Origin of the sequence: Mycobacterium sp. NPDC051804 (genome assembly GCF_044452905.1) — a bacterium.
In the GTDB taxonomy this organism is placed as follows: domain Bacteria; phylum Actinomycetota; class Actinomycetes; order Mycobacteriales; family Mycobacteriaceae; genus Mycobacterium.
Window position 1 is genome coordinate 414,980 of sequence record NZ_JBITCD010000005.1, and the last position, 21,386, is coordinate 436,365.

General features: G+C 65.2%; 23 protein-coding genes. 15 read left to right on the forward strand and 8 right to left on the reverse strand.

The features are described 5' to 3' along the window. Positions 1-22: 22 nt before the first annotated feature. On the forward strand, positions 23-1,666 hold the full coding sequence (locus ACIA48_RS21720; RefSeq protein WP_396736166.1) for an FAD-binding dehydrogenase: 1,644 nt from the start codon (positions 23-25) through the stop codon (positions 1,664-1,666). Here the strand turns inward: ACIA48_RS21720 and ACIA48_RS21725 are convergent. Both ACIA48_RS21725 and ACIA48_RS21730 read right to left on the reverse strand, forming a co-directional pair. Next, positions 1,663-2,205 carry a hypothetical protein gene (locus tag ACIA48_RS21725; RefSeq protein WP_396736169.1) on the reverse strand — a complete coding sequence of 181 codons (543 nt, stop codon included), beginning with the start codon at positions 2,203-2,205 and terminating at the stop codon, positions 1,663-1,665. The two genes, ACIA48_RS21720 and ACIA48_RS21725, sit on opposite strands and share 4 nt — an antisense overlap. A 56-nt stretch (positions 2,206-2,261) precedes the next feature. Beyond that, the gene (locus ACIA48_RS21730) at positions 2,262-2,915 is read right to left on the reverse strand and encodes an MBL fold metallo-hydrolase (protein ID WP_396736171.1); all 654 of its coding nucleotides are present in this window, start codon (positions 2,913-2,915) and stop codon (positions 2,262-2,264) included. A 44-nt stretch (positions 2,916-2,959) separates the two neighbouring features. Between ACIA48_RS21730 and ACIA48_RS21735 the strand changes: the two genes are divergently transcribed. From ACIA48_RS21735 to ACIA48_RS21765, 7 genes are read left to right on the forward strand one after another with little or no spacing between them, the layout of a single operon-like run. Next, a complete protein-coding gene (locus ACIA48_RS21735) occupies positions 2,960-3,622 on the forward strand; it encodes an ATPase (protein WP_396736174.1) in 663 nt (220 codons plus the stop codon). A gap of 36 nt (positions 3,623-3,658) precedes the next feature. Then, a complete protein-coding gene (gene purS / locus ACIA48_RS21740; protein WP_014210905.1) occupies positions 3,659-3,898 on the forward strand; it encodes a phosphoribosylformylglycinamidine synthase subunit PurS in 240 nt (79 codons plus the stop codon). Next, on the forward strand, positions 3,895-4,569 hold the full coding sequence (gene purQ / locus ACIA48_RS21745) for a phosphoribosylformylglycinamidine synthase subunit PurQ (protein WP_396736177.1): 675 nt from the start codon (positions 3,895-3,897) through the stop codon (positions 4,567-4,569). Before purS ends, purQ begins: the two co-directional genes overlap by 4 nt. Positions 4,570-4,625: 56 nt before the next feature. After that, entirely contained in the window at positions 4,626-4,910 is a 285-nt protein-coding gene (locus ACIA48_RS21750) for a hypothetical protein (RefSeq protein WP_396736179.1), read from the forward strand. Between the two features lie 2 nt (positions 4,911-4,912). Continuing rightward, on the forward strand, positions 4,913-6,253 hold the full coding sequence (locus ACIA48_RS21755) for a hypothetical protein (protein ID WP_396736182.1): 1,341 nt from the start codon (positions 4,913-4,915) through the stop codon (positions 6,251-6,253). Continuing rightward, a complete protein-coding gene (locus ACIA48_RS21760; RefSeq protein ID WP_396736184.1) occupies positions 6,250-6,987 on the forward strand; it encodes a hypothetical protein in 738 nt (245 codons plus the stop codon). The genes ACIA48_RS21755 and ACIA48_RS21760 overlap by 4 nt, the downstream gene beginning before the upstream one ends. A gap of 20 nt (positions 6,988-7,007) precedes the next feature. Then, complete coding sequence (locus tag ACIA48_RS21765; protein WP_396736186.1) at positions 7,008-8,318, forward strand: hypothetical protein; 1,311 nt, start codon at positions 7,008-7,010, stop codon at positions 8,316-8,318. A gap of 5 nt (positions 8,319-8,323) precedes the next feature. Here ACIA48_RS21765 and ACIA48_RS21770 read toward each other — a convergent pair whose 3' ends face one another. Both ACIA48_RS21770 and ACIA48_RS21775 read right to left on the reverse strand, forming a co-directional pair. Further along, positions 8,324-9,121, reverse strand: a complete 798-nt coding sequence (locus ACIA48_RS21770; protein WP_396736189.1) for a family 1 encapsulin nanocompartment shell protein — start codon at positions 9,119-9,121, stop codon at positions 8,324-8,326. Further along, positions 9,121-10,140: a Dyp-type peroxidase gene (locus tag ACIA48_RS21775; RefSeq protein WP_396736192.1), complete on the reverse strand. Its 1,020-nt coding sequence runs from the start codon at positions 10,138-10,140 to the stop codon at positions 9,121-9,123. Before ACIA48_RS21775 ends, ACIA48_RS21770 begins: the two co-directional genes overlap by 1 nt. A 52-nt stretch (positions 10,141-10,192) precedes the next feature. Here ACIA48_RS21775 and ACIA48_RS21780 point away from each other — a divergent pair, with 52 nt between their 5' ends. After that, a complete protein-coding gene (locus ACIA48_RS21780; RefSeq protein ID WP_396736195.1) occupies positions 10,193-11,470 on the forward strand; it encodes a M18 family aminopeptidase in 1,278 nt (425 codons plus the stop codon). A gap of 93 nt (positions 11,471-11,563) precedes the next feature. Here ACIA48_RS21780 and ACIA48_RS21785 read toward each other — a convergent pair whose 3' ends face one another. Continuing rightward, on the reverse strand, positions 11,564-11,953 hold the full coding sequence (locus ACIA48_RS21785; protein WP_396736198.1) for a nuclear transport factor 2 family protein: 390 nt from the start codon (positions 11,951-11,953) through the stop codon (positions 11,564-11,566). A 97-nt stretch (positions 11,954-12,050) separates the two neighbouring features. Between ACIA48_RS21785 and ACIA48_RS21790 the strand changes: the two genes are divergently transcribed. From ACIA48_RS21790 to ACIA48_RS21815, 6 genes are read left to right on the forward strand one after another with little or no spacing between them, the layout of a single operon-like run. Next, positions 12,051-12,398, forward strand: a complete 348-nt coding sequence (locus tag ACIA48_RS21790; protein ID WP_396736201.1) for a VOC family protein — start codon at positions 12,051-12,053, stop codon at positions 12,396-12,398. A 36-nt stretch (positions 12,399-12,434) separates the two neighbouring features. Further along, positions 12,435-14,756, forward strand: coding sequence for a phosphoribosylformylglycinamidine synthase subunit PurL (gene purL, locus ACIA48_RS21795; protein ID WP_396736204.1), 2,322 nt, complete (start codon positions 12,435-12,437; stop codon positions 14,754-14,756). After that, positions 14,753-16,477 (forward strand): alpha/beta hydrolase, encoded by a 1,725-nt coding sequence (locus ACIA48_RS21800; protein WP_396736206.1) that lies wholly within the window; start codon positions 14,753-14,755, stop codon positions 16,475-16,477. The genes purL and ACIA48_RS21800 overlap by 4 nt, the downstream gene beginning before the upstream one ends. Further along, complete coding sequence (locus ACIA48_RS21805) at positions 16,477-17,106, forward strand: lysostaphin resistance A-like protein (protein ID WP_396736209.1); 630 nt, start codon at positions 16,477-16,479, stop codon at positions 17,104-17,106. The genes ACIA48_RS21800 and ACIA48_RS21805 overlap by 1 nt, the downstream gene beginning before the upstream one ends. A gap of 9 nt (positions 17,107-17,115) precedes the next feature. Beyond that, positions 17,116-17,625, forward strand: coding sequence for a hypothetical protein (locus ACIA48_RS21810; RefSeq protein ID WP_396736212.1), 510 nt, complete (start codon positions 17,116-17,118; stop codon positions 17,623-17,625). Between the two features lie 28 nt (positions 17,626-17,653). Continuing rightward, entirely contained in the window at positions 17,654-18,439 is a 786-nt protein-coding gene (locus ACIA48_RS21815) for an SDR family NAD(P)-dependent oxidoreductase (protein ID WP_396736215.1), read from the forward strand. On the opposite strand, the gene ACIA48_RS21820 is transcribed toward ACIA48_RS21815, so the two are convergent. From ACIA48_RS21820 to ACIA48_RS21830, 3 genes are read right to left on the reverse strand one after another with little or no spacing between them, the layout of a single operon-like run. Continuing rightward, positions 18,414-19,685: a hypothetical protein gene (locus ACIA48_RS21820; RefSeq protein WP_396736218.1), complete on the reverse strand. Its 1,272-nt coding sequence runs from the start codon at positions 19,683-19,685 to the stop codon at positions 18,414-18,416. The genes ACIA48_RS21815 and ACIA48_RS21820 overlap by 26 nt on opposite strands. A 26-nt stretch (positions 19,686-19,711) precedes the next feature. Beyond that, the gene (locus ACIA48_RS21825) at positions 19,712-20,134 is read right to left on the reverse strand and encodes a PPOX class F420-dependent oxidoreductase (RefSeq protein ID WP_396736220.1); all 423 of its coding nucleotides are present in this window, start codon (positions 20,132-20,134) and stop codon (positions 19,712-19,714) included. A 40-nt stretch (positions 20,135-20,174) separates the two neighbouring features. Continuing rightward, on the reverse strand, positions 20,175-21,347 hold the full coding sequence (locus ACIA48_RS21830; RefSeq protein WP_396736854.1) for an MCE family protein: 1,173 nt from the start codon (positions 21,345-21,347) through the stop codon (positions 20,175-20,177). Between the last annotated feature and the right edge of the window lie 39 nt (positions 21,348-21,386).

A 21,386-nucleotide genomic window follows, 5' to 3' on the forward strand; every position in this document is an offset into this window, starting at 1 on the left:
CGTCTCCCGCTAACGTGGCGTCATGGCGGACGCTGATGTCATTGTCGTGGGTGCGGGTCTTGCTGGTCTGGTCGCCGCGTGTGAGCTCGTCGAGGCTGGCCGGCGGGTCGTGATCGTCGATCAGGAGAACGCCGACAACGTCGGTGGTCAGGCGTACTGGTCGTTCGGCGGGCTGTTCTTCGTCGACAGTCCCGAGCAGCGCAGGCTCGGCATCCGCGACAGCTTTGACCTGGCGCTACAGGACTGGCTCGGCGCGGCGGGATTCGACCGGCCCGAAGACCACTGGCCGCGGCAGTGGGCGCACGCCTATGTCGACTTCGCCGCCGGTGAGAAGCGCGGCTGGTTGCGCGAGCGCGGCTTGAAGACTTTCCCCGTGGTGGGATGGGCCGAGCGCGGTGGCTACGACGCTCGCGGACACGGCAATTCGGTGCCGAGATTCCACATCACGTGGGGGACCGGCCCGGCGATCGTGGAGGTATTCGCGCGCCGCCTGCAGGACAACCCGAATGTGACTTTCGCGCATCGCCGTCGAGTCGACGAACTCATCGTCGAGGACGGCGCCGTCGTCGGTGTGCGCGGCGCGGTGCTGGAGCCGTCGAACGCGGCCCGTGGTGAGGCGTCGTCCCGAAACACAGTCGGCGACTTCGAGTTGCGGGCACAGGCAGTCATCGTCGCCAGCGGCGGCATCGGCGGCAACCACGACCTCGTCCGCCAGAACTGGCCCAAGCGGATGGGGCGGGTGCCCGAACAGTTGTTGAGCGGTGTGCCCGCGCATGTCGACGGCAGGATGATCGGCATCAGCGAGACGGCTGGGGCGCGGGTGATCAACAGCGACAGGATGTGGCACTACACCGAAGGCATCACCAACTACGACCCGATCTGGCCGCTGCACGGTATCCGCATAATTCCCGGCCCGTCATCGCTGTGGCTCGATGCCACCGGCAAGCGTCTGCCGCCGCCGTTGTTCCCCGGCTTCGACACTCTCGGCACGCTGGAGTACATCGCCCAAACCGGCCACGACTACACGTGGTACGTGCTGAACGCCCGCATCATCGAGAAGGAGTTCGGGCTGTCGGGACAGGAACAGAACCCCGATCTGACCGGGCGTAGCGTGCGCCAGGTGCTGAGCCGCGTCAGGCCGGGCGCACCGCCGCCAGTGCAGGCGTTCGTCGACAAAGGTATCGACTTCGTGACAGCGGATTCGTTGCGGGAGTTGGTATCCAAGATGAACACCGTGCCCGACGTGGAGCCGCTCGACTACGACATCGTGGAGAAGGAAGTCACCGCCCGCGACCGCGAAACCGTCAACAAGTTCACCAAGGACAGCCAGATCACCGCGATCCACGGTGCGCGCGCGTTCATCTCCGACAAGATCAGTCGCGTCGTCGCCCCGCATCCGCTCACCGACCCCAAGGCCGGCCCGCTGATCGCGGTGAAGTTGCACATTCTGACGCGAAAGTCGTTGGGCGGCCTGGAAACCGACCTCGATTCCAGGGTATTGAAGTCGGACGGTTCCGCGTTCAGTGGCTTGTATGCGGCGGGCGAGGCAGCCGGATTCGGGGGCGGCGGCGTGCACGGTTACCGCTCGCTGGAGGGCACCTTCCTCGGCGGCTGCGTGTTCTCCGGGCGTGCGGCGGGCCGTGCGGCGGCGAGGGACGTCGGTTAGGGCAGGTCGATGGTGGTGGTCACCGAGACCCACTGGGGTGTCGACGGTGCGGACGAGAACCCGAACCGCACCGGCGGGTGCAGCGCCGCGAGGCCGCCGACGTCCTCACCATCGAATGTGCCGTCGACGGCTGTGATGAGCCTGGTGCGTTGGACCCCGTAATACTCGCGACGCCCGTTGCCGGCGCTACCCGCGGTACGCACACCCGGTACCAGCATCGTCGCGACGGGATTGATGAGGTGCAGCCAGGCCGGCGCCCTTGTCAGGGGCGGCGGGACCAACCGGAGTAGCCAGTCGAACGGCGCGGGACCTCCGAGGCTGGCGGAGACCGTGAGCCCGGGAGCGGTGACGCGGAAACCTGCGGCGGTGTACCGAACGTCGACGGCTCCCAGTTCAATCCGGTCGAAAGTATAAGTCTGCGAGACGAACTCGGCGACAGCAGATGTCGGCGCGAGCAAAACACGTTCGCCGTCCTGCGTTTCGATCATCACGTCGGCGAAACCGCCGAATGGAGATCTATCCCACGCGCCGACGACCATCCGGACACCGGCTTCGGTTCCGAATCCCGCGATATGGCCGCTGAATACCAGCCTGGTCAGAAGTCTGTGCCGTTCTCTTCATCGAGCACCTGGAAGTCGGTGTCGGTCATCTCTTCCAGCCGTCCGTAGAAGATGCCCCTGGCGCTGGGATCGACGATGCCCTGATGGATAGGGACGGCGTGCGTCGGCGCCACCGCGCGCAGGTAGTCGACCGCCTCGGAGATCTTCATCCACGGTGCGGCGGCCGGTGTCGCGAGCACATCCACCGGCTCACCGGGAACGTGCAACGCATCGCCGGGATGCATGAGTCGCGCAGCGTGACCGCCATCGCCGACGAGATACGAAATGTTGTCAATAACAGGGATTTCCGGGTGGATCACCGCGTGTCGCCCGCCCGTGCCGCGAACCGTGAGATGTCCGATGCTCAGTTCGTCGCCGACGTTCACCGCCTGCCACGAGCCACCGAGTTGTGCAGCCGTCTGCGGATCGGCGTACAGCGCGGCGTCCGGATTGGCGTCGATGAGTGCGGGCAACCGCGACGTGTCGGCATGGTCGGGATGCTGATGGGTGATCAGGATCGCAGACAGGCCGGTGATGCCCTCGAATCCGTGCGAGAACGTACCCGGATCGAACAGAATCGTGGTTTCGTTCGCCGAATCGTCGCGAAAGTTGGCGAGTAAGCACGAATGGCCGAAATGCGTCAATTGCATTCCTATATTGTGCGCGCAGGCATTCTCCAGGGGGTAGTGCAGACGTGCGATTGTTGTTGGCGCTGGCCGTCGCGACGTGCGGGTTGGCCATCGCCCCGGCCACCGCCTCGGCCGTGCCCGGCATCTGCCCGCCGATCTGCGACTCCATCCCGGATTCGGCGTGGATCGCGCCCACCGCCGTGCCGCTCGATGAGGTCTATCACTGGCCCGGCCTCGCGGGTCTCGCCGTCAGAGCGCCGGCGCCACGGTTCACGTTCGAGGAGATGTGCGCCTCGCCGCCGCTGATCGGTGATGCCAGGGACTATGCGGTGGCCGCGCAGGCGACGGTGACCAATCCGCCCGGCCAGTGGCAGCTGCGGGTGCAGGTCGTTCACTGGCGCGGCCCTACCGCGCAGTTCGGGCCGACGGCCACGCAAACCCTCGACCTGGCCAGGGCCCGGCTGCGGGACTGCCAGGTCACCGCCCCGCTGACGTCCCCGTCGTTCACCACGAGCGACCCGTTTCGGCTGGCCGCGATCATCAGCGTGCCCGGTCAGCGGGTCCTCCACCAGTACCTGTTCGCCCACGCGTCCAGCAGCACCGTCGTCGAACTGGCCATGTGGTCGACACTGCCGCCGCTCGTGCGCTGGCCAGCGGTGCCTGACGCGCAGGTTTTCGACGCGATGGCCGCCCCGCTGTGCGACGCGTACATCGGATCGTGCCGGTGAAGCGGCCCGGAAGAACCCGCAGGTAGAGTGAGCGCCGTGGCAAGGGTGGTAGTGCATGTGATGCCCAAGGCCGAGATCCTCGACCCCCAGGGGCAGGCGATCGTCGGCGCATTGGGACGTCTCGGTTTTGGTGCGGTCTCAGATGTCCGGCAAGGCAAGCGGTTTGAGCTCGAAGTCGACGACAGCATCGACGACGACACGCTCGCCGAGATCGCCGAGTCGCTGTTGGCGAACACTGTGATCGAGGACTGGTCGGTGAGTAGGGAACCGTCGTGACGGCCAGGGTGGGCGTGATCACCTTCCCCGGCACGCTGGACGACGTCGACGCCGCGCGGGCCGTCCGGTTGGCCGGTGCTGAGTCCGTCGACCTCTGGCACGCCGACGCCGACCTCAAGAAGGTGGACGCGGTAGTGGTGCCCGGCGGCTTCTCGTATGGCGATTATCTGCGGACCGGCGCGATCGCGAAGTTCGCTCCCGTCATGGGCGAGGTGGTGCGCGCGGCGGCGCAAGGTCTTCCAGTGTTGGGTATTTGCAACGGCTTTCAGATCCTGTGCGAGGCGGGGTTGCTTCCCGGTGCGCTGACGCGCAACGCCGGTCTGCACTTCGTCTGCCGCGACCTGTGGCTCGAGGTGGCATCGAACACGACGGCGTGGACCTCACGCTACGAATTGGGTGCCGACATACTCGTGCCACTGAAGTCAGGGGAGGGGCGGTACGTCGCCAGCGAGGACGTGCTCGACAAGCTCGAGGGTGAAGGTCGGGTCGTCTTCCGGTACCGCGAGAACCCGAACGGGTCGATGCGCAATATCGCCGGTATCGCGTCCGCCAACGGCCGGGTCGTCGGCCTGATGCCCCATCCAGAACACGCCACCGAGGCGCTGACCGGCCCGTCCGATGACGGGCTTGGCCTCTTCTACTCCGCCCTGGACCAGGTGCTCGCCGCCTAGGGCGGCGCTGAAACTGGTGCGCTGACGGCCCTGAGACCGGTGCTAATTTCGAGAATGTGTTAGTCGATCCAGAAGTCTTGCGCGCGTTTGCTGCACAGGTGGGTGCCGCCGCAGCGGCGATCGGCGCACTCGACGTCGGCAAGATGGCTACCAACGCAGGTGATGGGCTGGCTGGATCCTCCACTCAATGGGTGGCCAGCGAGGTTGGCCACCATCTGGGCCTGGCGGCCAACGACATCGTCAAAGACATTGGTGCCATGGGCTCGGCCGTGCGCGGTGCAGGCGATCGCTATGAAGTGGATGACGCCAGCCTGGCGGGCACGTTCAAGCAGTTGTTCTGACAGTGCTGCCATCACGTTCGCGGTTGCAGGGCTGGGACCCGGAGTCGCTGCTGTCGCGCGCGTCGACGATCAGGAACGCCAGCGAATCGATCTACAACGCTGTCGTCGGACTCGACGATCGCATTGATCGAATGCCCGAGGCGCGAGATTGGGCAGGCGAAGCCCAGACAGCGGCTCAGCAGATGTTCGGTCGGGCGACGGTCAGGTCATCTGCCTTCAAGGATTACGCCGATGCGTTCGCCACCGCTCTCGCCGACGGTTTCGCACGGATCGACAAGACCCGAGTCGAATTGCTCACCAAGGCAGACGAAATCGACAGCGGACCCCTCAACGTCACAGACCAGTGGGTCGTCATGATCGACCCAGCGGGCATGTCGGCCGAGAGAGCAGCCAAACTGCAAGGGGAAGCTGCCGCGGCACAAGCTGATGTCAACGAGCTTTTGTTGGCAGTCGGTGAAGCCGACGATTGGACCACGCAACAGCTGCTATTGGCGAGGATTGAAGGAGGCGTATTCGAGAATCTCGAATACGGGCCGCCCGGTCCCGTGCCGCCGCCCCCGGGTGACGATGTGTTTGATCCGTCGACCGAGGAAGGGAAGCAGTTTCAAGAGATCGCGAGAGCGCAGGATGTGGCGACTAGCGTTCGCGACGTCACCGAGACGTCAGACAAGGATGGGAACCGGGTCACGACTTACACCATGATCGATGGTAGTAAACACGTTGCGACCGAATATGTCGATCAAGGCTTGCCGAGTGAACAGGTCTATCCCGCTGGGACGATCTCGGTTCTGCACACCGACAAGAACGGCAATACCGTGTCGCTGACGTCGACGACCCCTCGCGAGGACGGAGGCAAGCTCACTGAGGTCTGGTGGGCCGACGGGACACAGATAATCATCTCGCAGAACGCCGACGGAACTCGATCCGGTAGTTGCATTACCGCCGACGGCGAACCTGCCGTTTTGCCCGATTCGTTTTTTCAGGACCCGATTCCGACGCTGGCCGGTGGTGCGCTGTCGGGACTTGAGGTGAAGGCAGGCAGAGGAATTCAAGGACTGAGTCCCGACGTGCTCGACGGACTGAAAGCCGGCGCGAAGTGGGGCGGCCCGGCGATGGGTGTTGCGCAAGCTGTTCTCGGTGTCTATACGGCGGACACGGTATATGAGCAGTGCGTTGCGACGTGGTCGGGGGGCGTCGGATTCGCCGGCGGCATCGCAACGTCTGTCGTCGTGGGGGCTATACCTGGAGTGGGCCCGATCGCTGCGATGGGCGGTAATGCGTTGGGCGGTTTCGTCTTCGGTTACGTGGGAAAATTGGTCGGCAATGTGATGTGTGGCCCGTGAGATTTCGAGTCGCCGCGGTCTATCTGTGCCTCTTGTTCGCACCATTCGGGATGTTCAGTCTGGTATGGGCTTTCATCTATTTCGCCCGCGCTGAGTACCTCTCCGGCCTCGTTGCACTCGGGTTCGGTTTATTCGCAGGGGGTTTCGTAGTCATGTTGTTGGTCGTCGCAGGAAAAAGAACGATCCCCAGGGCGACATCCGATGACGCCGGGACCACCTTCCGCCCCGACTTCAAGGTGGACGGCTTTCTGACGATCTCCAGCGTCGCAGTGTTTTTTGGGATGTTGGTCTATGCGATCTTCGCGCCTCAGGGCATGCTCGTTATCCCCGTGCCAAGTGGGAACCAGCGGCAGTACGTGTACGCATGCATCGCCGGGGTGCTCGTGGGTCTGCCGAGCATGTGGCAGATCGTCAAACAGCGTGGGATGAGTCGTCTCCGGATGACGACGAAAGGCATTGAGGTGGGTGGTGCGGTTTCGACGAAACGTCACACCTGGGATGAACTCACCGACATAGCGGACAGACCGCGAAATGGGCATCGATCCACTGGGACGACGTACATCATGACGGCTAACGGGCACACCCGAACGTTGCCATCCGACTGGTACACACCGGGCGGTCGAGTACTGCGGGAATTGGTGCAGTTCTATTGGGAACATCCCGAGGCTCGCGCCGAACTCGTCGACGGTCGAGCGGAGAGCCGTTTCAAAGCGGAATGCCGAGGTACGACATGAGGTTGAAGCGGCGTTCATTGTTGTTGGTCGTCGCGCTGCTCGTACTGGTCGGTTGTTCGGGCAACATCACCCAGGGAGGGCCGACGACCGACACGACGCGCGAGTCGCCCGAGTTGCCAGTTCAATCACTCTTGAGATCCTCGATGCGGCAGCAGCCGGTGCCGGGATGGACAGCCACCGTCGAGGACCTTGATCTGCCGCCCAGCACCGTCGTGCGCCCGATCGGAAACATCGACGAGCTAGGTGTCTTTCTCGGGATTACCGACGAGGGCTGGTGGCTGCTCGGAATTGATGTCACAAGCGGGGAGCGCGAATTCGGTCCGACGCGACTCGGAGCGGCAAATGATGCAACGGATTTCAACTGCTTCATCAACGGACCGCCCATGGTTCTCTGCGTTCGGCAAGGGCCTGACCTCAGCGTGCCTTCGACAGCGTGGGTGGTCGATACAGGCTCGGGCAAGGTGACCTACGACGGGCCAACGGATCTGCGCGTAGCCTTCGCGAAAGGTCAACCCCGTCTTGAACAGATCGGCGACTACGCAATTGCGGCGTCGCAAGGCACGGGCATGCACGGTGTCGGCCCTCGTGCCGACTTGACCTGGTTCGTGCCGGGCGACGGAATACTGCCATCGCAATTCGATCGGTTCCCTCGTGACACCGCGCCTTCGACGTTCGCAGCCCAAAATGGAGGTACTCAAGCCGACGTGGTGTTCTCTGTCGTCGATGGGAAGATCGTGAAACCTATGTTGCCGCAGGATGTTCAATTGGGGCGAGCATTCGTCTATCCCGGAGGCTTCGGATACGAGTACTCGCCCGCGGACGACTACACATCGGAGAGAGTGGCTCTTTTCGACAACACAGGTAAGAAGCTCGGTGAACCGAAACCAGATGGCAAACTTGAAACCCGTTCAGTCGATCTACCCATCGTCGGATCGAAGTCAAACGATCGAGTGTTCACCATCTATGGTCAGGAGCTTCTCGAGCTTCCGCGTTCGACTGCTCCGCCCAACGCTCGCCTGATCGGATCGCGCTTCTACATCGCCACCGACGCGGACCACCGTGTATGGAAGCAGTTCGATTTGAACACGGGCGAACAGGGCAAGACGTGTGAGGGTGACAGCCTGGGTGTGTACTACATCGCCTCTGACGGCGAAGTAGTTGTAGCGCATGCCGAGGACGGGCTGATGCATGGCGTCGACCTCGCGACATGCGACGTCCTATGGACCATTCCCGGTTCCGGGCCGAACGAAGCGAAAGAAGTGTGGAAGGTTCACACGACGCTGATCCAACGCACCAACGACCAACTGTTCTCTCTGGTGGCACCAGGCTAGGAGCGCTACTTCGTCAGCGCGACAGAGGCTTCCGCGGTGTAGCAGAGGAACGTCATGGTCTCCTGCAGATACAGCTCAACAGATTCGGCGTTGTGCGAAAGGTAGCCGATGCACACATCGGTGCCCAGCTGCAGATCGAAATCGCCGCCACGGGTGGACAATACGAACGCCCCATCGATCGCGGGCGCCCAGATGATATCGCCGTCCACGAGTCGGTTGAGGTGATCGCGGATTGGATAGCCGTGCTCGGTCGTCTCGCTCACCTCGGTGTAGACATCGGCCGACAGCAGCACCGAATACGGTCCGTCGACGCCGGCCAGCCGCAGCTCGGACAGCGCTTGGCTGATGACATCGGGAATTCCACGAACATCGCTCGGCAGGGCCAGCGCGGGATTGTTGCTGCAGGCCCGAATACCCTCGATCGACGCCGCCTCATAGCCCTCGAAGATCGCCCGGTCCTCGACGAACGCCAACTTCTTGGCCGCCTCCTTGACCGGATCCCAATCCGAGTCCTGCGAGCCCCGCTCTACATCGTCGATCGCGTCGCGGCTCACCGTGAACGGCACCCGCAGCCGCACCAGCGGCTTGCTCTCGCGCAGGTGAGCCACCACGCCCTCCCCGGGCGGGGGCACGTCACGCAGGTGACCGCTGCTGACCGCAGCTGTCACCGGCCCACTGGGATCGCTCACGTCGACGACGCGACGCCCGGCGATATGCCGTTTGAACGTCCGCGTCGCCTCCAGTTCGATCTCGTCCCAAGCGGCTTCGGTGATCGGAGCGAGCTCGCGATAGAGATTGTTCATCAACGAATTCCTTTCAGGCTGCCGATGCCCAACGAGCCGTCCCTGACGGGCGCAGGGGTAACTGCTGGCTGATCCTCTGTCTCTGAGTCCGGAAGTGGCGGTGGACTATTGAGGAAATCGACGAGTGGGGTGAAAAACTTTCCTCCGGTGATGGCGGTGGAGAACTCGAGGATGTGATCGGTGTTGCCCGGCGGGTCGCCGATGAACATGTTGGACAGCATCTGCTCGGTCACCGCGGCTGTCCGCGAGTAGCCGATGAAATACGTTCCGTACTCGTCTTTTCCGATCTCTCCGAACGGCATGTTGTGCCGCACGATCTTGAGCTCGTTGCCGTCCTCGTCCTCGATGACGTTCAGCGCGATGTGCGAATTCGCAGGCTTGACGTCATCGGCCATCTCGATGTCCTCGAGCTTGCTCCGTCCGATCACCATTTCCTGTTCGGTGACCGACAACGCATCCCACGACGACATGTCGTGCACGTACTTCTGCACATGCACATAGCAGCCACCGGCGAAATCGGGATCCTCGTCGCCGATCTCCGTGGCGGACACCGCGAGTGGGCCCTCGGGGTTCTCAGTGCCGTCGACGAAGCCGAGCAGGTCACGGTTGTCGAAGAAGCGGAATCCGTGCGTCTCGTCGACGACGGTGACGGCACCCAGCGCCTTGACGATCCGGCCCGCCAACTCGAAGCACATATCCAGCGACATCGCCTTGATGTGCAGCAGCAGGTCTCCCGGCGTCGACGGCGCATGGTGGCGCGGTCCGGACAACTCGAGGAAAGGCGTCAACTCCGCGGGCCGCGGACCCGAAAACAGTCGATCCCAGGCATGCGAGCCGATCGACGTCACCACCGACAGGAGCTTGTCGGGGTCGCGGAAACCTACCGCGCGCACCAGACCGGAAATATCGCCGAGCCCGTCGTGGACGGCCGCCTCGCCGCCCTCGTCGATGGTCACCACCAGGAAGATCGCTGCAGGTGTCAGCGGCGCCGTAACCGGCTGCGGCAGTGGTGCGGGCACCATGTGACCCTAATTCAAGATCGGCGGCGATGATCGGAGAAGATGTAGAACCATGTCGGCAAGTCCACAGGGGCTGTGTGAGTTCATCGACGCGTCGCCGTCGCCGTTCCATGTCTGCCAGACGGCGGCCGAGCGGCTTCGTGCCGCGGGCTACACCGAGCTGTCCGAGCGGGACGCGTGGCCTTCCGCGGCGAGCCGCGAATCCAGGTCGGAGGGCCGTTTCTTCACCGTGCGGGCCGGCTCCCTGGTCGCCTGGCACGCGGCCGACCCGTCAGCACCGTTTCGCATCGTCGGGGGCCACACCGACAGCCCGAATCTGCGCGTCAAACAGCATCCGGACCGCTTCGTATCCGGTTGGCAGGTCGTTGCGCTGCAGCCCTATGGCGGGGCGTGGCTCAACTCTTGGCTGGACCGCGACCTCGGCATCAGCGGGCGGCTGTCCACCCGGAACGGCGACGCGATCGAGCACCAGCTGATCCGCATCGATGAGCCGATCCTGCGGGTACCGCAGCTGGCAATCCATCTGGCCGAGGACCGCAAAGCGGTGACGCTGGACCCGCAGCGTCACGTCAACGCCGTGTGGGGCGTCGGTGGTGGGACCCGGTCCTTCCTCGCCTACGTCGCCGATCGCGCCGATGTCGACCTCGCCGACGTGCTCGGTGCGGACCTGATGACGCACGACCTCACCCCGTCGACGATCGCGGGTGCCGGAAACGAACTGCTCAGCGCCCCGAGGCTGGACAACCAGGCGACCTGTTACGCCGGCCTGGAGGGGTTTCTTGCGGCCGAGCCCCGCGGCCATGTGCCCGTCTTGGCGCTGTTCGACCACGAGGAGGTCGGCTCGCAGTCCGATCATGGCGCCCAGTCCGAACTGCTGCTCACGGTGCTCGAGCGCATCACGCTGGCCGCGGGCGGCGGTCGCGAGGAATTCCTGCGGCGGCTGCCGGGCTCGATGGTCGCGTCCGGCGACATGGCCCACGCGACGCACCCCAACTACCCCGAGCGCCATGAACCCGGCCACCTCATCGAGGTCAACGCCGGACCGGTGCTCAAGGTGCAGCCGAACCTGCGCTACGCCACCGACGGCCGCACCGCGGCGGCGTTCGCGTTGGCGTGCGCCCAGGCCGGTGTGCCGTTGCAGCGTTACGAGCATCGGGCCGATCTGCCATGCGGATCGACGATCGGACCGATGACGTCGGCGCGTACCGGCATCCCGACGGTCGACGTGGGTGCGGCCCAGTTGGCCATGCATTCCGCACGTGAAGTGATGGGTGCCGACGACGTCGCGGCGTACGCCGCTGCGCTCGGGGCGTTCCTGTCGCCGGCCTGAGCGGACCGATCGCAATGTCGCCCTGACAGTCGCTCCGTGCATATATATCCATGCCGGCGCCGTCAGACTGACATTGCGTTGCGCGAGCGGGCCTCAGGACGGGTCGACCTCGTCGTAGCGGATGACGTTCTCCACCACGACGCCGTCGCGGGCCCGGACCCGATCCAGACCACGGATCGCGATCGGCCCGGCGGGCCCGGTGCCGCCGCCGACGTAGTGCAGGTACACCAGCTGTTCGCCGTGGGCGTCCCCGTCGACAGTCGCGCTGTCGATGAGCTCCAGTCGTAAATCGGGCACTTGAGCGATGAGTTCGGCGATCTTGGCGGTGTACGCCTCGCGGCCGTGCACCGGCTTCGGCTCGCCCTGCCAGTAGCCGACGATGTCGTCGGCCAGGATGTCGCCGATCCGCGACGCGTCGGGTGCGGCCCAGAACGCGGCCCACATCTCGGCGCTGAACTTCATCGGGGTTTGGGTTTCAGTCATGCCGCAAGCCTGCTGGCGGTTGCGCCGTCGCTCAATTACGCCGGACGTAAGCGCCCTTGACCGGGAATTGTCGCCGGGCTGCTCTAGGGTCAGCCCCATGGCACTCAAGGTGGAGATGATCACGTTCGATTGCGCCGACCCTGACGCCCTTGCCGACTGGTGGGCGCGCGCCGCGGGAGGCGACGTAAATGCCGTCGCACCAGGTGAATTCGTCATGGTCACCAGTGAAGGACGGCCGGCTCTCGGCTTTCAGCGCGTACCGGATCCGACACCCGGCAAGAACAAGGTCCATCTGGACTTCCACGCCGCCGACAAGGAGGCCGAGGTGGCTCGGCTGGTCGAACTCGGCGCACGGGAGACCGCGCGGAACAGCTTCGGCCCGGAGTTCGATTGGGTCGTCATGGCCGACCCCGAGGGCAACGCCTTCTGTGTCGCGGGCGGCTGACGGCGCTGTGCGCGGCGTGCGAACTAGACTGGCGGGGTGACGTCGGAGCTAACCCACGCCCTCGACACCGTCGAACACGCCACCGCCACACCTGACCAGCCTCAGCCGCACCGCGAGCTGGGTCTCAAGGACGACGAGTACCAGCGGATCCGCGAGATCCTCGGCCGTCGGCCCACTGATGCCGAGCTGGCGATGTACTCGGTGATGTGGAGCGAACACTGCTCCTACAAGTCCTCGAAGGTGCACCTGCGCTACTTCGGTGAGACCACCACCGAAGCGATGCGCGCCGGATTGCTAGCCGGTATCGGCGAGAACGCCGGCGTCGTGGACATCGGCGACGGGTGGGCAGCCACGTTCAAGGTGGAGTCCCACAACCACCCGTCCTACATCGAGCCCTATCAGGGCGCGGCCACCGGCGTCGGCGGCATCGTGCGCGACATCATGGCCATGGGCGCTCGCCCGGTGGCGGTGATGGACCAGCTGCGATTCGGCGCGGCCGACGCGGTCGATACACGCCGCGTCGTCGACGGCGTCGTGCGCGGCATCGGCGGATACGGCAACTCGCTGGGCCTGCCGAACATCGGCGGTGAAACAGTGTTCGACGCCTCCTACGCGGGCAACCCCTTGGTGAACGCACTGTGCGTGGGGGTGCTGCGTAAAGAGGACCTGCACCTGGCGTTTGCATCGGGGACCGGAAACAAAATCATCCTGTTCGGTGCGCGCACCGGGCTCGACGGCATCGGCGGCGTGTCCGTGCTGGCGTCGGACACGTTCGGCGGTGACGAAGGCGGAGCCGCCGGGCGCAAGAAGCTGCCCTCGGTTCAGGTGGGCGATCCATTCATGGAGAAGGTCCTCATCGAGTGCTGTCTCGAGCTGTACGCCGCCGATCTGGTAGTCGGTATTCAGGACCTCGGTGGCGCCGGATTGTCATGCGCCACATCAGAACTCGCATCGGCTGGCGACGGCGGTATGCGGATCGAACTGGACACCGTCCCGCTGCGTGCGGCGAACATGACGCCCGCGGAGGTCCTCTCCAGCGAGTCCCAGGAGCGCATGTGCGCGGTCGTCACACCGGCCAACGTCGACGCGTTCATGTCTGTCTGCCGCAAGTGGGACGTGCTGGCGACCGTCATCGGTGAAGTCACCGACGGGGACCGCCTCGAAATCACCTGGCACGGCGAGACCGTCGTCGACGTGCCACCGCGCACCGTCGCTCATGAGGGACCCGTCTACGAGCGCCCCGTGGAACGCCCCGGCACCCAGGACGCGCTGAACGCCGACACCTCGGCGAATCTGCCGAGGCCCACGACCGGCGATGAACTGCGCGCGACTTTGTTTGCGATGCTTGGCAGCCCGCATCTGTGCAGTCGGGCGTTCATCACCGAGCAGTACGACCGCTACGTCCGCGGCAACACCGTCCTCGCCGAAAACGCCGACGGCGGAGTGCTGCGTGTCGACGAGGCTTCCGGTCGGGGCATCGCGATCTCGACCGACGCGTCGGGCCGCTACACCGCGCTCGACCCGTACACGGGCGCCCAACTCGCTTTGGCCGAGGCGTACCGCAACGTCGCGGTCACCGGCGCCACACCGGTCGCGGTTACCAACTGCCTCAACTTCGGCTCGCCGGAGGATCCGGGGGTCATGTGGCAGTTCAGCCAGGCTGTCCGCGGACTCGCCGATGGTGCTGCGAAGCTCGGGATTCCGGTCACCGGTGGCAACGTCAGTTTCTACAATCAGACCGGGACCACCGCAATCCTGCCCACACCGGTGGTCGGTGTGCTCGGCGTCATCGACGACGTGAAGCGCCGCATCCCGACCGGGCTGGGCACCGAAGCCGGCGAGACGCTGATTCTGCTCGGCGACACCCGCGACGAGTTCGACGGCTCGATTTGGGCGCAGGTCACCGGCGACCATCTGGGTGGGCTGCCGCCGAAGGTCGACCTTGACCGGGAGATGCTGTTGGCCGACGTGTTGGCGGCGGCATCGCGTGACGGGCTGGTGTCAGCCGCCCACGATCTGTCCGAGGGCGGACTCATCCAAGCCGTCGTCGAGGCTGCGCTGACCGGCGAAACCGGTTGCCGCATCGTCGTTCCCGAAAATTTCAAAGAAGGCACAGGTCCGTTTACCTTTCTCTTCTCGGAGTCGACGGGCCGGGTACTGGTGGCGGTGCCGCGGACCGAGGAGAGCCGCTTCGTGGCCATGTGTGAGGCCCGCGGGCTTCCGGCGACCCGCGTCGGTGTGGTCGACCCGGGACCGCATGCAGGAGAGCCAACTGTCGAGGTGCAGGGCCTGTTCACCGCCACTCTGGAGGACCTGCGAAGCACGTCGGAGGGCGTGCTTCCCGGGTTGTTCGGGTGATTGCGCAGACCCGCGAACGACACCCTCTTTATGTCTGGGCATGGAGCCTGGTCCGACTCGACTTCGTCGGAATCGCTTTCGGCGCACTGTTTTTCTGCCTCTCGCTGACACCGTCGCTGCTGCCGCGGGACTGGCTCTTCCAGGGACTCATCGGCGGGCTCAATGCGGCCATCGGCTACGGCATCGGCGTATTCGGCTGGCGGCTGTTCCGCCGCTTCGTCATTCGCAGGCGCAAGGGCTGGCCGCCGCCGAAGCGGGTGCAGTACGTATTCAAGACCGCGACCGTGGTGCTGGCCATCTCGGCATGCGTGCTGATGCTGTTCCCGGCCGCGGCGTGGCAGCGCCAGGTCTCCGCGGTGGTCGGTATCGAAGGCCCCACCACGCTGGGCTACCTGCGGACGTTGATCATCGCGGTGCTCGCGGGTGGCGCGTGCGTCGGCGCCGCCCGGGTCCTGATCGACCTGATCAAAACTATGGCGCGGGTATTCATCCGGCGCTGGCGGCTCAACGACGAGGTGGCCCTGTTCATCGGCACCGCGATCGTCGTGGTGCTGGTAATCACGCTCATCAACGGCGTGCTGCTCCGCGGCTTCCTCGCCGGCGCCAACCGGGTGTTCCAGCCGCAGGACTTCACAACGCGGGCCGGGATCGTCCAGCCGCTTGAGCCCGAAAAGTCAGGCAGCCCAGATTCTTTCGCCCCGTGGGACACGCTGGGATACCAGGGCCGGAACTTCGTCGCGACCGGGCCCGACGCCGAGGAGCTGACCCAGATCAACGGCAGCCCCGCCAAGGAGCCCATCCGCGCTTACGTCGGCCTGCAGACGGCCGACACCGACGAACAGCGAATGGCGGTGCTGCTCAGCGAACTCGAGCGCACCGGAGCGTTCGAACGCAAGCTGCTGGTCATCATCCCGACGACCGGCACGGGGTGGATCAACCCGGTCGCGGCGCGGTCCCTGGAAATGATGTACAACGGCGACACCGCGCTGGTCGGCTCGCAGTATTCGTATCTGCCGAGCTGGATCTCGTTTCTCGGCGACCAGCAGAAGTCAATGGAATCCGGCCGGATGATGATCAACGCGATCCATGAACGCTGGGCGAAGTTGCCACCGGACCGGCGACCGAAGCTGGTGCTCTATGGCGAAAGCCTCGGTTCGATGGCCGGCCAGGGTGCGTTCGCGTGGCTGCCCGACATCGACGACATGGGCTTCTCGTCGGTGCTGTGGGTGGGTCCGCCGAACGCGAGCCCGCTGTGGCGCGCCATCACCGAACGCCGCGATCCGGGTACCCCTGAGGTCAGGCCGCGTTACGACAACGGCAGGACCGTGCGGTTCTCCGAGGCCACCGACGCCCAGGAGATCGACTCGGAAGGAGAAAAGCCCTGGGAGGGCACTCGCGTGCTGTTCATGCAGCACCCGTCGGACCCGGTCGTGTGGTGGTCAGAGGACCTGCTTTTCAGCAGACCCGACTGGCTGCGAGAGCCCCCTGGGCGTGACCGCACGGCGTCGATGCGGTGGTACCCGATCATCACGTTCTGGCAGGTTGCCGCGGACATGACAAATGCCGGTTCGGTGCCGGGCGGGCACGGGCACAACTACGGCGACTACATCCTCGACGGCTGGGCCGCGGTCGCGCCGCCCGACGGTTGGACGCGCGAGGACACTCACCGGATCCGGGCTGCGCTCCAGAAGACCGAAGCTGAAGACGGTCCCGAATACTAGTGCGCACCAACAGAATCAAGGCTGTCGGCCTGGCGGCTCTGCTGGTCACGTGGAGCCTGGTGGCGCCACGGCTGCCGTCGCGGTGGCATCCCGTTCCGCACGCGATCGTCGGCGCCGGACTTGCCGCCCTCACGCGTGCTCCGGTCGGATTCCGGCATCCCGGTCCGGGTCTGCGGTTCGGCCTCGGATCTACCGTCCCGGTCGTGTTCGGTGTCGCCGCGGCGACGGCGGTGCCGCGGGTGCGCGAAGACATGGCCGGGCGCGAGCTGCCCGACGGCGCACTGCGATGGCTTCTGGTTGGAATTCCGCTGGGCACAGTGTGGTCCGAAGAGGCCGCCTTCCGCGGTGCGCTGGGCACCCTCGCCGCTGAGGCGTTCGGACCGACCGGCGGTCGGTTCCTGCAAGCAGCGGCGTTCGGGTTCTCGCACGTTGCCGACGCCCGCAGCACCGGTGAGCCTGTGGTGCCCACCGTGCTGATCACCGGCCTCGCCGGATGGGTATTCGGCTGGCTGTACGAACGCTCGGGAAGCCTCATCGCCCCGATGCTGGCCCATCTGGCGATCAATGAGGCCGGCGCCGTCGCGGCATTGACAGTGCAAAACACCCGTGCACGTGCGATTTCTCTGTGATAGTGGCCTATGACCATCGCGCGGGCCGCCAGCCCCGTAAGCCTCGTGGCCGCGGTCGGCATTGTCGCCGGCTCGGCTTTCGCGGTTTGCTCGTCGCCGGTTGCAGCGGCGAGGCCAGTGCCCGATGGCCTCTATCGATTGAGCTTCGCGGGCACCGAGCCCAGTGACTTCGACTATTCCGAGCCGCGTGGTCCGTACACCTGGCTGTTGGCGATCCGCTCGGCGTGTCCACCGTCCGGATGCGTCGCGACGGCGACGAACGTCGGCGGTGTATCGACGACCTACGTCTTCCGCCAAAGCGGGGGCCGGTACATCTCCAGCCAGGCACAAGGCTTCACGTGCGAGGGCAAGAAGACTGCGGGCATCTCCACGATGTCCTTCACCGCATCGGATACCACGTTGACCGGAGAGCTTGTCGAGTCGGCGTCGCCGTGTCAGCCGATCTCGCGGTCGTTCACCGCGCTCCGCGAGGGCGATCTGCCGTCGGGAGTGACCGTGGCGGACCCCAATACCGTCTGACACAAATGAAATTGCGTATGGTCTGCGCATGACCGACAGATCCGCATCCCGCACGTTCGTCGTCACCGGCGCGGCCTCAGGCATCGGCCTGGCCACCGCACGGCGACTGTTGGCCGAGGGCGGCACCGTCGTCGGCACCGACCTGGCCGCACCGTCCGAGGACCTCGGCGAGCGTTTCGCGTTCGTCGCGGCCGACATCACCGACGAGTCGGCGGTTGCCGAGGTATTCGCTGCGGTCCGCGGCCGCGTCGACGGGGTGGTCCACTCGGGAGGCGTCGCGGGTGGCGGACCGGTGCACCTGCTGCCCAAAGACGAATGGGAGCGTGTCATCTCCATCAACCTCACCGGCACGTTCCTCGTGGCGAAGGCGGCGCTGGCCAAGATGATCGAGCAGCCGAGGGTCGACGGCGAGCGAGGCTCACTCGTGACCCTCGCCAGCGTCGAGGGACTGGAAGGGACGGCGGGTGGCAGCGCGTACAACGCGTCCAAGGGCGGCGTCGTACTGCTGACGAAGAACATCGCCTTGGACTACGGCCCAAGCGGTATCCGCGCCAACGCCATCTGCCCCGGCTTCATCGACACCCCGATGCTCAACAGTGTGATGGGACTCGAGGGCATGGAGGGTCCGCTGCAGTCCATCACTTCCGAACACGCGCTTGCCCGCAGAGGCCGGCCCGAGGAGATCGCCGCGATGGCTGCGTTTCTCGTGTCCACCGATGCGTCGTTCGTCACCGGGCAGGCGATCGCGGTCGACGGCGGCTATACCGCGGGCCGCGACCACGGCGTCGTCAAGATGTTCGGTTTTCCCGCCTGAGACGCTCGGACTTTCCCGACTGAACTGCCCAAGCCGCCGCGGCCGCGACGACGAGGACGGCGACCCCGACGGGCCACCAACCCTCGCTCGCACCAGTCAGGAACGCGATGACCGCCACCATGATGGCCATCGTCGCGAACCACGCCCATGAGATAGTGCTTGAGTCGTCCAGTCGCGAATTCGCGTGCGCGGCAGCCAGGTAGACGACGAACAGGAGAAGGGCGCCGACGCCCCACAGCGTTGGTGCGCCCCAACTCGTGCAGACGGCAACCGCCAGCACACCCATGCTGACCGCCGTGGACACGAGCGGAAGAAGACTCTCGGTCCCAGGTCTGCGTACGACGCGCGTCGCGCCCCAGATCAGCACGAGCAGAGCGGCGACCGCCTGGGCGATAGTCGCGGCCGCCAGGAACCAGACGCCACCCAGGTCACGAAGCATCTCCGTGGCGACAACCACGAGGTCGCCTGCGTCGTAACGGAATTCGCCCGCAGTGCCCATGTTGGTGGCCACCCAAGCCAGGACCGAGCACAACGTCACGAGGCCTATCGCTGCTCCGAGCGGACTGCGCACGGAGCCAAGCCGGTCGCTGACGGTCGTCGGGACTTCGAAAGCCACGTACGCGAGTGCGAGTGATACCAGCAGCGCCGCGGTACCCCATTCGGTCTGCGCCGGGGAAGTACTCAGCCGCATGAGCGGGTCGACAGGCATGGTGCCCGATGCCACCTTGGCGATGACGGCCAGTGCCACATAGAAGTACACCAGCAGACCGAATCCCGCCAGCACGGTCGCGACAGGTGCCAGCAGTCTCGTCGGCAACGCGCCTGCCAGGATTGCCGTCACCGCGACGGCGGCGACGGCCAGCGCGGGCCCCCACCAGTCGGCGCCCGCGTCATTCGGGCCGGACAGCCAAGGCAGCATCATGGACGCGATGCTCTTAGCGGCGTACGCGCCGATGACGAGGTATGCGACGAATTGAAGGATGCTGACGGTCCGGGCGGGCGCCGCGCCGGGTGCCGACGCGATAAGCGCTGCCGTCGACCGCGACTCGGGTGCGTGCGCGTGTAGGCGGTACAACGTCCAAATCACGCCGACCGCCACCACGCCGAACACCACCGCGCCGGACCCGTTGAAGACATGCCCGACGAGCACCGCGAGCGACAGACCCGCGATCTGCCATGCGGGAAGCAGTGGCGCACCTAATTCGGCACTCGCCTCTGCCGATTCGGATATCCGCTTCTTCGGCATGCCAACAAGTGTGAACCTTGTCGGGGTTAAACGTCCCGGATATCTGCGCTCAGTTGATGCGGCTCGGTTTCCTGGTCGTCGATGCCGAAACTGATGATGCGCGTTGGGGTGACGCGGATGATCGCGGTGTCCAAGTGGTCGCCCGCGGCACCTTGCGGCGGCGCGATCTCAGCATGTTGGGCGATGCCGCGGATCTCGAGGCAACGCACGCGCCACGGGTCACGCGACGCGATGTCGTCGACGACGAACGCGACCCGGTCGTTGTGCGAAATATTGCGATACTTCTGGCTCTTCGACATCTGATAGCCGGCGATGTCGATGGTGCCGAATTGCTCGTTGAAGGTGAACCCGACAGGACTGTTCTGCGGTGTCCCATTGCGCTGGATGGTGGCCAGCCGGCCGAGGTCGGCGCGGCGCAGATATTCGATCTCGTGCGGTTTGAACGTCATGCCGAAACCGTAGAACCTCAACAATTGTTGATGTCAACGCTCACGGGTTGATCGTCAGCTCGCCGAACTGGCGGCCCCACACGTATTCGATCAGCATCGGCTGGCCGATCTCGGCGTGGTTGTACGGCGCGATGCTGGCTCCGGTGTCCATCACAAGGTAGGGCGCGGGCCACAACTCGCGGGAGATCTTCTGCCAGCAGCCGGGACGACCTCCAGGACCGCCCCTGGCGTTCACCCGAGGCAGATTGTCGGGATAGATGTACGGGTTGCCCGCACCCGCGAACGCGCCCGAGGACGTCGCCAGCGAGTAGCCGTTGCCACCCAGCGTCTGCGCGACCTTCTTCTCGATCTCGTCGAAGTTGCGCAGCGTGCAGAAGAGCTGGGGGCTGTATGTGTCGAACAGTTTCGACGTCGGCAACAGGTCTTCGGCACCTCTCACCAAGTACGGTCCGCCGCGGTTCAGACTGTCGGCCGCGGTGTCGGCGAAGCCCAGCGCGGCCATCAGTGCCGTGTCGATGTCGTCCCACTGCGCATTGAACGTGCGCGCGGTTGTGACCGCGTTCTCGAGACCGTCGAACAGATCCGGTGACGCGTCGGCGTACACGTCGACCAGTCCCGCGACCAGGCGGGTGTCTTCGCGGATCTGCGGCATCTGCGCATTGAGGTCGTCGAGGATGGTGTTGCCGTTCGACAGCGACTCACCGAACCGATCGCCCAGTCCCGTCAACGCCTCGGCCGTGGCGGTCAGCGTCTGGTTCAGCTTGACCGGGTCGACCTGTTCGGCCAACGAGAGCACCGTCTCGAACAGGGTGTTGAACTCCGTGCTGACCGAGGACACCTCGATCACATCCCTGCTCGAAATTCGTTGTGACGACGGATCTTCCGGTGAATTCAACGATACGTACTTGTTGCCGAAGACGGTGGTGGCCTGCACGTCTGCAACCACATTGGCCGGAATGAGCTTGATGTAGTCGGGGTCGACGTCGAGGGACAGCTCTGCCTTGGCGGTGCCATCCACGTCGACGGTGCCGATGCGCGCGACCCGGCCGATCTCCACGCCGTTGTAGGTGACCTTCGCACCGGGTTCGACGACCAGGCCGGAGCGCGAGGAGACCAGCGTGAGTTCGGTGGACCGGATGAAGTCACCCCGGAACTGCATGTAGATCAGGCTCGCCACGACCGTGGCGATGACCAACAAGACCGCGCCCGCCATCCGATAGGGCGGATTGTGGCGGTCGACAAACACTTTGAG

Coding starts and splice junctions, on each gene's coding strand:
- ACIA48_RS21725 (WP_396736169.1), bottom strand. CDS start 2,205: ATGGTCGTCGGCGCGTGGGATAGATCTCCATTCGGCGGTTTCGCCGAC.
- ACIA48_RS21785 (WP_396736198.1), bottom strand. CDS start 11,953: ATGACTGAAACCCAAACCCCGATGAAGTTCAGCGCCGAGATGTGGGCC.
- ACIA48_RS21730 (WP_396736171.1), bottom strand. CDS start 2,915: ATGCAATTGACGCATTTCGGCCATTCGTGCTTACTCGCCAACTTTCGC.
- ACIA48_RS21830 (WP_396736854.1), bottom strand. CDS start 21,347: ATGGCGGGCGCGGTCTTGTTGGTCATCGCCACGGTCGTGGCGAGCCTG.
- ACIA48_RS21825 (WP_396736220.1), bottom strand. CDS start 20,134: ATGACGTTCAAACCGCACGAGATCGAATATCTGCGCCGCGCCGACCTC.
- ACIA48_RS21815 (WP_396736215.1), top strand. CDS start 17,654: ATGACCGACAGATCCGCATCCCGCACGTTCGTCGTCACCGGCGCGGCC.
- ACIA48_RS21820 (WP_396736218.1), bottom strand. CDS start 19,685: ATGCCGAAGAAGCGGATATCCGAATCGGCAGAGGCGAGTGCCGAATTA.
- ACIA48_RS21810 (WP_396736212.1), top strand. CDS start 17,116: ATGACCATCGCGCGGGCCGCCAGCCCCGTAAGCCTCGTGGCCGCGGTC.
- ACIA48_RS21770 (WP_396736189.1), bottom strand. CDS start 9,121: ATGAACAATCTCTATCGCGAGCTCGCTCCGATCACCGAAGCCGCTTGG.
- ACIA48_RS21790 (WP_396736201.1), top strand. CDS start 12,051: ATGGCACTCAAGGTGGAGATGATCACGTTCGATTGCGCCGACCCTGAC.
- ACIA48_RS21720 (WP_396736166.1), top strand. CDS start 23: ATGGCGGACGCTGATGTCATTGTCGTGGGTGCGGGTCTTGCTGGTCTG.
- ACIA48_RS21780 (WP_396736195.1), top strand. CDS start 10,193: ATGTCGGCAAGTCCACAGGGGCTGTGTGAGTTCATCGACGCGTCGCCG.